This window comes from Escherichia sp. 10290 (assembly GCF_030295155.1).
Classification (GTDB): domain Bacteria; phylum Pseudomonadota; class Gammaproteobacteria; order Enterobacterales; family Enterobacteriaceae; genus Escherichia; species Escherichia coli_F.
On sequence record NZ_AP025741.1, the window covers coordinates 1173381 to 1186591 of the forward strand.

Consider the following 13211-nt stretch of genomic DNA (forward strand, 5'->3'; position numbering starts at 1 on the left):
AACTTTATGACATGACGCGCTTATTAGCTATAATGCGCAACAATTTTCTTAGAGTAAAAGTGACGATATGAATTCTCTGTTTGCCAGTACGGCCCGTGGGCTGGAAGAGCTGTTAAAAACTGAACTGGAAAACCTGGGGGCCGTTGAATGCCAGGTGGTTCAGGGTGGGGTCCATTTTAAGGGCGACACACGGCTTGTTTACCAGAGCCTGATGTGGAGCCGCCTGGCCTCGCGTATTATGTTGCCGCTGGGCGAGTGTAAGGTTTACAGTGATTTAGACCTCTATCTCGGCGTTCAGGCGATCAACTGGACAGAGATGTTTAATCCTGGCGCGACCTTCGCTGTCCATTTCAGTGGTTTAAATGACACCATTCGCAACAGCCAGTACGGCGCGATGAAAGTGAAAGACGCGATCGTCGATGCTTTCACGCGGAAAAATTTGCCGCGTCCAAATGTTGATCGCGATGCGCCGGATATCCGCGTTAACGTCTGGCTGCATAAAGAAACTGCCAGTATCGCCCTTGATCTCAGTGGTGATGGTTTACATCTGCGTGGCTATCGCGATCGTGCTGGTATTGCGCCGATCAAAGAAACACTGGCAGCCGCGATTGTGATGCGATCCGGCTGGCAGCCGGGAACACCGCTGCTCGATCCAATGTGTGGTTCTGGTACGTTGCTGATTGAAGCGGCGATGCTGGCGACCGATCGCGCACCAGGCTTGCACCGTGGGCGTTGGGGCTTTAGCGGCTGGGCGCAGCATGATGAAGCTATCTGGCAGGAAGTGAAAGCGGAAGCGCAAGCTCGCGCCCGTAAAGGACTGGCAGAGTATAGCTCTCATTTTTACGGTTCGGACAGCGACGCCCGGGTGATTCAACGTGCGCGCACTAACGCACGTCTTGCGGGGATTGGTGAACTGATTACCTTTGAGGTGAAAGATGTTGCGCAACTGACCAATCCGCTGCCGAAAGGGCCGTACGGTACAGTGTTGAGCAACCCGCCATACGGTGAACGTCTGGACAGCGAACCGGCGCTGATTGCACTGCATAGCCTGCTGGGCCGAATCATGAAAAACCAGTTCGGTGGCTGGAATCTCTCTTTGTTTAGTGCCTCGCCGGATCTGCTAAGCTGCCTGCAGCTGCGTGCAGACAAACAGTACAAGGCGAAAAACGGCCCGCTGGACTGCGTACAGAAAAATTATCACGTTGCCGAAAGCACACCAGACAGCAAACCGGCAATGGTAGCGGAAGACTACGCCAACCGCCTGCGTAAGAACCTCAAAAAATTCGAGAAGTGGGCACGTCAGGAAGGGATTGAATGTTATCGCCTGTATGATGCCGATCTGCCGGAGTATAACGTTGCCGTTGACCGTTATGCCGACTGGGTGGTGGTGCAGGAGTATGCACCGCCAAAAACGATTGATGCGCACAAAGCGCGTCAGCGTCTGTTCGATATTATCGCTGCAACCATTTCTGTACTGGGGATTGCGCCAAACAAACTGGTGCTGAAAACCCGTGAACGCCAGAAGGGCAAAAATCAGTACCAGAAACTGGGCGAGAAGGGCGAGTTTCTCGAAGTCACCGAATATAACGCTCACTTGTGGGTGAACCTGACGGATTACCTCGATACCGGTCTGTTCCTCGATCACCGTATCGCCCGTCGTATGCTCGGTCAGATGAGCAAAGGCAAAGATTTCCTCAACCTGTTCTCTTATACCGGGAGCGCCACCGTGCACGCGGGATTAGGCGGTGCACGCAGCACTACCACCGTGGATATGTCGCGTACTTATCTGGAGTGGGCAGAACGCAACCTGCGTCTGAATGGCCTAACCGGGCGTGCGCATCGCCTGATTCAGGCCGATTGCCTGGCGTGGCTGCGTGAGGCAAATGAACAGTTCGATCTGATCTTTATCGATCCGCCAACCTTCTCTAACTCAAAACGAATGGAAGATGCGTTTGATGTTCAGCGCGATCATCTGGCGCTGATGAAAGATTTGAAACGTCTGCTGCGTGCTGGTGGGACGATCATGTTCTCGAACAACAAACGTGGCTTCCGAATGGATCTTGACGGACTGGCAAAACTGGGGCTGAAAGCACAAGAAATTACGCAAAAAACGCTCTCCCAGGATTTCGCCCGTAACCGCCAGATCCACAACTGCTGGCTGATTACCGCAGCCTGAAAGGAATAGTAATGTCATTAATCAGTATGCATGGCGCATGGCTGTCGTTCAGCGACGCGCCGCTTCTCGATAACGCAGAACTGCATATCGAAGATAACGAACGTGTTTGTCTGGTAGGCCGTAACGGCGCAGGCAAATCGACGTTAATGAAAATCCTCAACCGTGAACAAGGGCTGGATGACGGTCGCATTATTTACGAGCAAGATTTGATTGTCGCTCGTCTGCAACAGGATCCGCCGCGTAACGTTGAGGGTAGCGTTTATGATTTCGTTGCCGAAGGCATTGAAGAACAAGCGGAATACCTGAAACGCTATCACGATATTTCGCGCCTGGTGATGAACGACCCGAGCGAGAAAAATCTCAACGAACTGGCGAAGGTTCAGGAACAGTTGGATCACCACAACCTGTGGCAGCTGGAAAACCGCATTAACGAAGTGCTGGCACAGCTGGGGTTAGATCCTAACGTTGCGCTGTCATCGCTTTCCGGCGGCTGGCTGCGTAAAGCGGCGTTGGGACGTGCGCTGGTGAGTAATCCGCGCGTGCTGTTGCTTGATGAACCCACCAACCACCTGGATATCGAAACCATCGACTGGCTGGAAGGGTTCCTCAAAACCTTCAATGGGACGATTATTTTCATCTCCCACGACCGTTCGTTTATCCGCAATATGGCGACGCGCATTGTCGATCTCGATCGCGGCAAGCTGGTGACCTATCCTGGCAATTACGACCAGTACCTGCTGGAAAAAGAAGAAGCCCTGCGCGTGGAAGAACTACAAAATGCCGAGTTCGATCGCAAACTGGCGCAGGAAGAGGTGTGGATCCGCCAGGGGATCAAAGCGCGCCGTACCCGTAATGAAGGCCGCGTACGCGCCCTGAAAGCAATGCGCCGTGAACGTAGCCAGCGCCGTGAGGTCATGGGGACGGCGAAGATGCAGGTGGAAGAGGCCAGCCGCTCCGGTAAGATCGTTTTCGAAATGGAAGACGTTTGCTACCAGGTTGACGGTAAGCAACTGGTGAAAGATTTTTCTGCCCAGGTTCAACGTGGCGACAAAATTGCCTTGATTGGTCCGAACGGCTGCGGCAAAACCACGCTGCTGAAACTGATGCTAGATCAACTTCAACCAGATAGCGGACGTATTCACGTCGGTACCAAACTGGAAGTGGCTTATTTCGATCAGCACCGCGCGGAACTGGATCCCGATAAAACGGTGATGGATAACCTGGCCGAAGGCAAACAAGAGGTGATGGTAAATGGCAAACCACGCCATGTACTGGGTTATTTGCAGGACTTCCTGTTCCATCCGAAACGGGCGATGACGCCGGTACGTGCGCTATCTGGCGGTGAGCGTAACCGCTTGTTGTTGGCGCGTTTGTTCCTCAAACCAAGCAACTTATTGATTCTTGACGAACCGACCAACGACCTTGATGTCGAAACGCTGGAATTGCTGGAAGAACTGATCGACAGCTACCAGGGCACGGTATTGCTGGTGAGCCACGATCGTCAGTTTGTCGATAACACGGTTACAGAATGCTGGATCTTCGAAGGCGGCGGTAAAATTGGTCGTTATGTCGGCGGTTATCATGATGCCCGTGGTCAGCAAGAACAGTATGTGGCGCTTAAACAGCCTGCGGTGAAAAAAACCGAAGAAGCCGCCGCGCCAAAAGCAGAAACTGTAAAACGCAGCAGTAGCAAACTAAGCTATAAATTGCAGCGCGAATTGGAGCAACTGCCGCAATTGCTCGAAGAGCTGGAGGCGAAGCTGGAAGCCCTACAGACGCAGGTGGCGGATGCTGCCTTCTTTAGTCAGCCGCATGAGCAGACGCAAAAAGTGCTCGCTGATATGGCTGCTGCGGAGCAGGAGCTGGAGCAAGCCTTTGAACGCTGGGAGTATCTTGAAGCGTTAAAAAATGGTGGCTGATCGCAAAATAGTCGATTTAAACAGAGGCTGCTGACAACGGTAAAATTGCCAGATGTGTAACGTTTATCTGGCACGAAAACCAGCGCTTTGTTAGCAATCTGTATAATAGCGCATCATTAAGGAGTACCAATGTGCGAACATCATCATGCCGCGAAGCACATCCTGTGCTCGCAGTGTGACATGCTGGTGGCGTTACCGCGCCTTGAGCATGGTCAGAAAGCGGCATGTCCCCGGTGTGGCACAACGTTAACCGTGGCGTGGGATGCCCCTCGGCAGCGTCCCACCGCCTATGCGTTGGCTGCACTGTTCATGCTGTTGCTGTCCAACTTGTTTCCTTTTGTGAAAATGAACGTTGCAGGAGTCACCAGTGAAATTACATTACTGGAAATTCCCAGCGTGCTTTTTTCTGAGGACTACGCCAGCCTCGGCACCTTTTTCCTGTTGTTTGTGCAACTGGTTCCCGCTTTTTGCCTGATAACTATTCTGTTACTGGTTAATCGCGCACAATTACCGGTCCGTTTAAAAGAGCAACTGGCACGGGTGCTTTTTCAACTCAAAACATGGGGAATGGCGGAGATTTTCCTCGCCGGTGTGCTGGTGAGTTTCGTTAAACTGATGGCCTACGGCAGCATTGGTGTAGGCAGCAGCTTTCTCCCATGGTGTTTATTTTGTGTCCTGCAACTGCGCGCCTTTCAGTGCGTTGATCGTCGCTGGTTATGGGACGATATCGCCCCAATGCCAGAATTGCGTCAGCCGCTAAAACCGGGCGTCACGGGGATACGTCAGGGGCTGCGTTCGTGCTCCTGTTGCACGGCAATTCTTCCAGCTGGTGATCCAGTGTGCCCACGCTGTGGCACGAAAGGATACGTTCGACGTAGAAACAGCCTGCAATGGACACTCGCACTGCTTGTTACGTCCATCATGCTGTATCTCCCGGCGAATATTTTGCCCATCATGGTGACGGATTTATTAGGCTCGAAAATGCCGTCGACGATTCTTGCTGGTGTCATCTTATTATGGAGTGAAGGCTCTTATCCCGTCGCTGCGGTTATCTTCCTGGCCAGTATTATGGTGCCAACGTTAAAGATGATTGCGATTGGCTGGCTGTGCTGGGATGCCAAAGGGCATGGCAAGCGCGACAGTGAAAGAATGCATTTGATTTACGAAGTTGTAGAGTTTGTAGGCCGCTGGTCAATGATTGACGTTTTCGTCATCGCGGTGCTCTCGGCGCTGGTGCGTATGGGAGGTTTAATGAGTATTTATCCAGCAATGGGTGCATTAATGTTTGCTTTAGTCGTCATAATGACAATGTTTTCTGCGATGACGTTTGACCCGCGTTTGTCGTGGGATCGTCAACCTGAATCAGAGCATGAGGAGTCCTGACAGTATGGAATCTAATAATGGGGAAGCCAAAATCCAGAAAGTGAAGAACTGGTCTCCCGTGTGGATATTTCCTATCGTCACGGCGCTCATTGGGGCCTGGGTTCTTTTTTATCATTACAGCCATCAGGGGCCGGAAGTGACCCTGATCACCGCGAATGCGGAAGGAATAGAAGGTGGTAAAACCACCATTAAAAGCCGTAGCGTTGACGTCGGCGTGGTTGAAAGCGCCACACTGGCTGATGATTTGACGCACGTTGAAATCAAAGCGCGGCTGAATTCCGGTATGGAAAAATTGCTGCATAAAGATACCGTCTTTTGGGTGGTGAAACCGCAGATTGGTCGAGAAGGGATTAGCGGCCTGGGAACGCTGCTGTCTGGGGTTTATATCGAACTGCAGCCAGGCGCGAAAGGCAGCAAAATGGATAAATACGATTTGCTGGACTCGCCACCGTTGGCCCCGCCTGATGCGAAAGGTATCCGTGTGATTCTCGATAGCAAAAAAGCCGGGCAGCTCTCGCCAGGAGATCCCGTGCTGTTCCGTGGCTATCGGGTAGGTTCGGTTGAAACCAGCACCTTCGATACGCAAAAACGCAATATCAGCTATCAACTGTTCATCAATGCACCTTATGACCGACTGGTGACCAGCAATGTTCGCTTCTGGAAAGATAGTGGCATTGCGGTTGATTTGACGTCAGCGGGAATGCGTGTGGAGATGGGCTCATTGACAACGCTGCTTAGTGGCGGTGTCAGCTTTGATGTGCCGGAAGGTCTGGATTTAGGGCAGCCAGTGGCACCGAAAACAGCTTTCGTTTTGTATGATGATCAGAAGAGCATTCAGGATTCGTTGTACACCGATCACATTGATTATCTGATGTTCTTTAAAGATTCGGTACGCGGTCTGCAACCGGGAGCTCCGGTAGAATTCCGGGGTATTCGCCTGGGTACCGTAAGCAAAGTGCCATTCTTTGCGCCGAATATGCGTCAGACATTTAACGATGATTACCGTATTCCGGTACTGATTCGTATCGAACCAGAGCGGCTGAAAATGCAGCTTGGTGAAAATGCGGATGTTGTTGAGCACCTTGGCGAATTGTTGAAACGTGGTTTACGCGGATCGCTGAAGACCGGAAATCTGGTCACTGGCGCACTGTATGTTGATCTCGATTTCTATCCAAATAGCCCTGCTATTACCGGTATTCGTGAGTTTAATGGTTATCAGATTATCCCGACCGTTAGCGGTGGCCTGGCGCAAATCCAGCAGCGTCTGATGGAAGCGTTGGATAAGATCAACAAACTGCCATTGAATCCGATGATTGAGCAGGCGACCAGTACGCTTTCTGAAAGTCAGCGCACCATGAAAAACCTGCAAACGACGCTGGATAGCATGAACAAGATCCTCGCCAGCCAGTCGATGCAGCAGTTGCCGACCGATATGCAGTCTACATTACGTGAGTTGAATCGCAGTATGCAGGGCTTCCAGCCTGGCTCCGCAGCCTACAACAAGATGGTGGCGGATATGCAGCGCCTTGATCAGGTGTTGCGTGAACTGCAGCCGGTGCTGAAAACGCTCAACGAGAAGAGTAACGCGCTGGTATTTGAAGCGAAGGACAAAAAAGATCCAGAGCCGAAGAGGGCGAAACAATGAAAAAGTGGCTAGTAACGATTGCGGCACTGTGGCTGGCCGGATGCAGCTCCGGCGAGATCAATAAAAACTATTACCAGCTACCTGTGGTGCAGAGCGGTACACAAAGTACCGCCAGCCAGGGTAATCACCTGTTATGGGTAGAGCAGGTCGCTGTTCCTGACTATTTGGCGGGGAATGGTGTGGTTTATCAAACCAGTGATGTGAAGTATGTGATTGCCAACAACAACTTGTGGGCCAGCCCGTTGGATCAACAGTTGCGCAACACTCTGGTTGCCAACCTGAGCACGCAACTGCCTGGCTGGGTGGTTGCCTCCCAGCCTCTGGGAAGCGCCCAGGATACGCTCAATGTTACCGTAACGGAGTTTAACGGGCGCTATGATGGCAAGGTCATTGTCAGTGGTGAGTGGCTGTTGAACCACCAGGGACAACTGATCAAACGTCCGTTCCGTCTGGAAGGAGTGCAAACTCAGGATGGTTACGATGAGATGGTTAAGGTGCTGGCCAGTATCTGGAGTCAGGAAGCCGCTTCTATTGCGCAAGAGATAAAGCGTCTACCTTAATTATAAAGATTTGTAAATATGACCGTCTCCGGTATGTAGCCTGAGGCGGTTTTTTTGTTTCTAACATGCGGAAAAAGTTGTTCCTCTTCACATTTTTTGTACAACCGACATGCCCGTGTAGCTCACAAATATGACAGTGGCGTGAATTTTGCGCATTGACGGCAGTTATGATTCGCGGTATTGCTTAACTGTGATTGCACATTTAGTAATCACTGTTTTCTTTTCCACCAGAAACCAGTATGAGGGAAACGAGGCATGAAGAGACAAAAACGAGATCGCCTGGAACGGGCACATCAACGTGGTTATCAGGCCGGCATCGCCGGACGCTCAAAAGAAATGTGTCCCTATCAGACGCTGAATCAAAGGTCACAATGGCTGGGAGGCTGGCGAGAAGCCATGGCGGACAGGGTAGTAATGGCCTGATTCTGTCTCTTTAAAAAGAAACCTCCGCAATGCGGAGGTTTCGCCTTTTTATACTCTGTCTGATTTCAATCAGAAGGCAGACGTATCCTGGAACAGACCGACTTTCAGGTCGCTGGCGGTGTAAATCAGACGACCATCAACCAGCACTTCGCCATCTGCCAGACCCATAATCAGACGACGATTAACAATGCGTTTAAAGTGAATACGGTAGGTCACTTTTTTTGCTGTCGGCAGAACCTGACCAGTGAATTTCACTTCGCCAACACCCAGTGCGCGGCCTTTACCTTCGCCGCCCAGCCAGCCGAGGTAGAACCCTACCAGCTGCCACATTGCGTCCAGACCCAGGCATCCCGGCATAACCGGATCGCCAATGAAGTGGCATCCGAAGAACCACAGATCCGGATTGATATCCAGTTCTGCTTCAACATACCCTTTGTCGAAGTTCCCCCCCGTTTCGGTCATTTTGACGACACGGTCCATCATCAGCATGTTCGGTGCTGGCAATTGCGGGCCTTTAGCGCCAAACAGTTCACCGCGACCAGAGGCAAGAAGGTCTTCTTTTGTATAGGATTCGCGTTTATCTACCATGTTCTCTGTAAGCCTTATTCTATTGAAGCACGCAGGATAGCTAACACGTGTACGCTGAACAAGTCCGATCAGTTCGGAATAAACCAGTTCAGCCAACGTAATGGCCATGGAAAACGGTGACGTCCTTCCTGTTGCGATGCTTGCGCGATACGTTCCTGGATGGTTTGCATCAGCGTCGTTTGGCCTTCGCCATCCCACACCAGATTTAATAATAACGGCAGTGCTTCAGTCACATCGTCTACTGCCCAGATGGTGAATTTGCCTTCCTCTACTGCTTTCACCAGTTCACTGTGAAGACTTAAATGGCGAACGTTAGCAGTGGGGATAATGACACCTTGTTTCCCCGTTAACTCACGTTGCTGGCAAATAGCAAAGAAGCCTTCGATTTTCTCATTTAAACCACCGACTGGCTGGGCGCGACCGAATTGATCGACTGAACCTGTGATAGCAATACTCTGATTCACCGGCACATCGGCGAGGGCGCTTATCAGGGCGCAGAGTTCAGCCATTGAGGCACTATCGCCATCCACTTCGCTATATGACTGCTCAAATGTCAGCGATGCTGAGAAGGGGATCTGTTGCTCAAGCTGAAGTTCCGACATCAGGAACGCCTGCATGATCATCATCCCTTTCGCATGGATATTGCCGCCAAGCTCCGCTTTGCGTTCGATGTCAGTGAATTCACCATCGCCAATATGTACAACGCAGCTAATGCGAGAAGGTTCGCCAAAAGCGCGCGGATGACCCGGAAATTCAATGACCGAAAGGGCGTTAATTTGCCCGATGCGTTCGCCTTCGGTTTCAATCAGGATTTGCTCCTGAAGGATCTCATCCTGCATGCGTTCAGCGAGGAAACCTTCGCGCCATTCACGCTGCTGTAACATTAAGTTTAGCTGCTCGCCGGAGAAGGTGTCGCCATCACACAGTGAGGCGACCTCTTTACACTGGCGGAGGATCCACTGCGGGCTAAGCGGCAGTGTTTCTTGTTCACCGGTGTAGCGTGCGGCTTCGCGAATAAGTACCGGCCAGGCATCCGCTCCCGGTGCAGGTAAGTGGTTATGTCTGGCGGTAAATGTCACCCAACGACACCACTGGTTTACTGACTCCGCATCGACAATCTGCAGAGTATCTTCAAATTCGCTATAAATAGCCTGCTCAGCAAGCTCTGGCTCCATCTCCTGGAAATCAGCTAATGATTCGCGTTCGCCTACCAGAATGACTTTCAGCTTCAATGGCATCGAAGGCACAGAGACGGGGAGAGGGCGCGACTCGTCAAACGCAACCCAGTCAAAACGCTCGCGGTTAACGATATTTTTCAGCCGCATCCACAGCAGAGGTTGCGCCAGCAGTGTACGCAAAGAGATGATGAGAATACCGCCATTTGCCTGATGCACCAGACCTGGCTGCAGGGTAATGTCACCATTAAACTGGCGCAGGCAGCCAAAGAGTTGTTCCGCTTCTACCCAGTCGGCAGTGACAACTTGCGTTAAAGTCGCAAAATTATCATCTGCACTCACTGCGTTACGTAAGCGGATGGTGTGGCCGGAAACCTCATAGTGACCGCCCACCAGTTGGCCTGCATCGCTTTGTAGCGCACGCGCGGCATCGGCAATAAGATTCAGATACTCAGACTCTTCCGGGGCCTTCGCCAGCATAAAAGAGGAGGATGCTCGCGTATGCAGCAACTGCTCCAGCGCAAATTGCAGTCGCGGTTGAGTATCACTGAATATAGGATCGTTTTCGTCAATCAAATGTGGCTGAGCATATATTTCCTGATAGCTATCGGTATCAGGAACCAGGTCACGCCATGCAAGTTTCGTAATGGTCAAAGTTGATGTTTTTTAGTCTGTTGTCAAAGCCGCGATTATACCGTAACCGGCACTGCAGCACACGTAGAAAGCACCGACAATACTCCTGGCATGGGCGTTAAAGCTCACAGGATGGAGATTCTTTTCTTCACTGGCCTAAAAAGCTGATATTCTGTAAAGAGTTACACGGTAACATTGAGATCGCTATGAAATATCAACAACTTGAAAATCTTGAAAGCGGTTGGAAATGGAAGTATCTGGTGAAGAAGCACCGCGAAGGGGAGTTAATCACCCGTTACATAGAAGCCAGTGCCGCCCAGGAAGCCGTCGATGTGTTGCTCTCGCTGGAAAATGAACCCGTGCTGGTAAATGGCTGGATTGACAAGCATATGAATCCGGAACTGGTCAATCGCATGAAGCAAACCATTCGGGCCAGACGGAAGCGCCATTTTAATGCGGAACACCAGCATACGCGCAAAAAATCGATCGATCTGGAATTTATTGTCTGGCAACGTCTGGCTGGTCTTGCGCAGCGTCGCGGTAAAACGCTTTCTGAAACGATTGTTCAGCTGATTGAAGATGCGGAAAACAAAGAGAAATACGCGAATAAAATGTCTTCTCTAAAGCAGGATCTGCAGGCATTGCTGGGTAAGGAATAACTGTCGAAAGTCAGTTCAATTTACGCAAGGCGAAAAAAAACCCCGCAGCTGCGGGGTTTTTCTATCAGACGATAACTTAAGCCTGCGGCTGAGTTACAACGTCTTTGATGCCTTTAACTTCGATCTCTACGCGACGATCCGGAGCCAGGCAGTCGATCAGCGCAGCACGCTGTTTCACGTTGTCACAGGTGTTGCCAGTAACCGGGTTGGATTCACCCATACCACGTGCAGAGATTTTGTCTGCCGGGATACCTTTGGAGATCAGGTAATCAACAACGGACTGAGCACGACGCTCGGACAGACCCTGGTTGTAAGCGTCAGAACCGATGCGGTCAGTGTAACCCAGAACAACTACGGAACCATCTTTCGGATCCAGGTTGCTCAGCTGGCTGTACAGCTGATCCAGAGCAGCCTGACCTTCCGGTTTCAGGGTTGCTTTGTTGAAGTTGAACAGAACGTCAGACTTCAGAGTGAAGTGCTTGGTCTGTACTTCCGGTGCCGGAGCTGGTGCCGGAGCAACTACTGGAGCTGCTTCGCCCTGACCGAAACGGTAGGAAACACCCAGGCTCAGCAGGCCGTTGTCCGGACGAGTACCGATGGTGTGTGCGTCACCGATGTTGTTGGTCCACTGGTATTCCAGACGGGTAGCGATTTCAGGAGTGATCGCGTACTCAACACCGCCAGCGAAGACCGGAGAAACACCGGTATCGTGGTCTTTAAAGGATGCGCCACCAGGTACGTTAGCCTTGGTGTCTGCACGCCATACCATACCACCCAGACGAGTGTAGATGTCCAGATCGTCAGTGATTGGGTAACCCAGTTTGGCGGTCAGTTGAACGCCCTGAGCTTTATATGCGCCATTGATGTTGTCGCCTTTGTACGGCATACGACCTAACCAGTCGTAACCCATTTCAAAGCCAACATACGGGTTAACCTGGTAACCACCAAAAGCACCTGCACCCAGTTGGTTTTCGTGGGTCGGACCATTGTTGTTGATGAAACCAGTGTCATGGTACTGGGACCAGCCCAGTTTAGCACCAGTGTACCAGGTGTTATCTTTCGGAGCGGCCTGCGCTACGGTAGCGAAACCAGCCAGTGCCACTGCAATCGCGATAGCTGTCTTTTTCATTTTTTGCGCCTCGTTATCATCCAAAATACGCCATGAATATCTCCAACGAGATAACACGGTTAAATCCTTCACCGGGGGATCTGCTCAATATTAACTCTACCGATATCTTCGGCTTATGCCGAGCACCCCTGGCGATGTAAAGTCTACAACGTAGTTGAAAACTTACAAGTGTGAACTCCGTCAGGCATATGAAAAAAAAGTCTTGTATAAGGTATGTTTAATCTTTTTTGTCAGCGGCAATTTACAGAGGAAAATCGCGGAAACCGCTTCAGACAAGACTTCGCAAGGAATATTAGTCACGACTGAAAGCATTGGCTGGGCGACAAAAAAAGTTCCAGGATTACTCCTAAATTTACTTAATGATACAAATTAGAGTGAATTTTTAGCCCGGAAAGTTGTCTCGTTGCGTGAGAGGATGCGCTTACCGGACGCATAATAAACCCCATAGCGTTACCTTCATTTGCCGCATCAACAAGTTCAGCATGCTCTTCTTCAGTCAAATCATCTGCCAACCAACCGATCACCACACTGTAATTGCCCGTGCGTAAAGCGCGAACCATTGACTCCACAGTGTGGCAAGGGGAGAGCTGGCTAATCTGCATCACTTTCGTTAAGGGTAGCCCAGATGCCTGTACCCATTCCCGACTCAGTTTTTGTTGCGGTGTTAACCAGAGTTGCCAGCGCGATTGCTGACCGAGTTGCTGTAACAATGGCAACAGTAGAAGTTGCGTCATCATGGGCTGATCTTCGCGATAGACAACTTCACTGATAAGCCCGGCTGTAGTGTTTTCCGTAGAGACACGCGCAATTTTACTTGCTGCGGATGAGAACGACGAAGAACGATGTGCATAGCCTGAAGTGTACATAATCAATCCAGCCCCTGTGAGTTACTGTATGGATGTACAGTACATCCAGTGACGA

Annotated in this window: 11 protein-coding genes; 7 read left to right on the forward strand and 4 right to left on the reverse strand. The window is 51.0% G+C overall.

The genetic code is table 11. The annotated features are described in order from the left end of the window. Positions 1–67 precede the first annotated feature (67 nt). The 6 genes from rlmKL to rmf all read left to right on the forward strand — a co-directional run bounded on the left by rlmKL (position 68) and on the right by rmf (position 8106). Entirely contained in the window at positions 68–2176 is a 2109-nt protein-coding gene (gene rlmKL, locus QUE74_RS05520) for a bifunctional 23S rRNA (guanine(2069)-N(7))-methyltransferase RlmK/23S rRNA (guanine(2445)-N(2))-methyltransferase RlmL (RefSeq protein WP_001086504.1), read from the forward strand. A gap of 11 nt (positions 2177–2187) precedes the next feature. After that, positions 2188–4095: an ABC transporter ATP-binding protein gene (locus QUE74_RS05525; RefSeq protein WP_000053104.1), complete on the forward strand. Its 1908-nt coding sequence runs from the start codon at positions 2188–2190 to the stop codon at positions 4093–4095. Positions 4096–4224: 129 nt separating this feature from the next. After that, the gene (gene pqiA, locus QUE74_RS05530; protein ID WP_000333157.1) at positions 4225–5478 is read left to right on the forward strand and encodes a membrane integrity-associated transporter subunit PqiA; all 1254 of its coding nucleotides are present in this window, start codon (positions 4225–4227) and stop codon (positions 5476–5478) included. Positions 5479–5482: 4 nt separating this feature from the next. Further along, positions 5483–7123 (forward strand): intermembrane transport protein PqiB, encoded by a 1641-nt coding sequence (pqiB, locus tag QUE74_RS05535; RefSeq protein ID WP_000445539.1) that lies wholly within the window; start codon positions 5483–5485, stop codon positions 7121–7123. Further along, positions 7120–7683 carry a membrane integrity-associated transporter subunit PqiC gene (gene pqiC / locus QUE74_RS05540; RefSeq protein ID WP_000759098.1) on the forward strand — a complete coding sequence of 188 codons (564 nt, stop codon included), beginning with the start codon at positions 7120–7122 and terminating at the stop codon, positions 7681–7683. Before pqiB ends, pqiC begins: the two co-directional genes overlap by 4 nt. Before the next feature lie 255 nt (positions 7684–7938). Then, positions 7939–8106, forward strand: a complete 168-nt coding sequence (rmf, locus tag QUE74_RS05545) for a ribosome modulation factor (protein WP_000828648.1) — start codon at positions 7939–7941, stop codon at positions 8104–8106. Positions 8107–8175: 69 nt separating this feature from the next. On the opposite strand, the gene fabA is transcribed toward rmf, so the two are convergent. Both fabA and QUE74_RS05555 read right to left on the reverse strand, forming a co-directional pair. Further along, positions 8176–8694 carry a bifunctional 3-hydroxydecanoyl-ACP dehydratase/trans-2-decenoyl-ACP isomerase gene (fabA, locus tag QUE74_RS05550; RefSeq protein ID WP_000227927.1) on the reverse strand — a complete coding sequence of 173 codons (519 nt, stop codon included), beginning with the start codon at positions 8692–8694 and terminating at the stop codon, positions 8176–8178. A gap of 68 nt (positions 8695–8762) precedes the next feature. Next, on the reverse strand, positions 8763–10523 hold the full coding sequence (locus tag QUE74_RS05555; RefSeq protein ID WP_000156536.1) for an AAA family ATPase: 1761 nt from the start codon (positions 10521–10523) through the stop codon (positions 8763–8765). 185 nt (positions 10524–10708) lie between these two features. Between QUE74_RS05555 and matP the strand changes: the two genes are divergently transcribed. Next, the gene (gene matP / locus QUE74_RS05560) at positions 10709–11161 is read left to right on the forward strand and encodes a macrodomain Ter protein MatP (RefSeq protein ID WP_000877161.1); all 453 of its coding nucleotides are present in this window, start codon (positions 10709–10711) and stop codon (positions 11159–11161) included. Between the two features lie 76 nt (positions 11162–11237). Here the strand turns inward: matP and ompA are convergent, their stop codons facing one another. Next, the gene (ompA, locus tag QUE74_RS05565) at positions 11238–12290 is read right to left on the reverse strand and encodes a porin OmpA (protein WP_000750415.1); all 1053 of its coding nucleotides are present in this window, start codon (positions 12288–12290) and stop codon (positions 11238–11240) included. 356 nt (positions 12291–12646) lie between these two features. Beyond that, positions 12647–13156 carry an SOS-induced cell division inhibitor SulA gene (sulA, locus tag QUE74_RS05570; protein WP_000288710.1) on the reverse strand — a complete coding sequence of 170 codons (510 nt, stop codon included), beginning with the start codon at positions 13154–13156 and terminating at the stop codon, positions 12647–12649. Positions 13157–13211 lie beyond the last annotated feature (55 nt).

Coding starts and splice junctions, on each gene's coding strand:
- rmf (WP_000828648.1), top strand. CDS start 7,939: ATGAAGAGACAAAAACGAGATCGCCTGGAACGGGCACATCAACGTGGT.
- matP (WP_000877161.1), top strand. CDS start 10,709: ATGAAATATCAACAACTTGAAAATCTTGAAAGCGGTTGGAAATGGAAG.
- QUE74_RS05525 (WP_000053104.1), top strand. CDS start 2,188: ATGTCATTAATCAGTATGCATGGCGCATGGCTGTCGTTCAGCGACGCG.
- pqiC (WP_000759098.1), top strand. CDS start 7,120: ATGAAAAAGTGGCTAGTAACGATTGCGGCACTGTGGCTGGCCGGATGC.
- pqiB (WP_000445539.1), top strand. CDS start 5,483: ATGGAATCTAATAATGGGGAAGCCAAAATCCAGAAAGTGAAGAACTGG.
- rlmKL (WP_001086504.1), top strand. CDS start 68: ATGAATTCTCTGTTTGCCAGTACGGCCCGTGGGCTGGAAGAGCTGTTA.
- fabA (WP_000227927.1), bottom strand. CDS start 8,694: ATGGTAGATAAACGCGAATCCTATACAAAAGAAGACCTTCTTGCCTCT.
- ompA (WP_000750415.1), bottom strand. CDS start 12,290: ATGAAAAAGACAGCTATCGCGATTGCAGTGGCACTGGCTGGTTTCGCT.
- pqiA (WP_000333157.1), top strand. CDS start 4,225: ATGTGCGAACATCATCATGCCGCGAAGCACATCCTGTGCTCGCAGTGT.
- sulA (WP_000288710.1), bottom strand. CDS start 13,156: ATGTACACTTCAGGCTATGCACATCGTTCTTCGTCGTTCTCATCCGCA.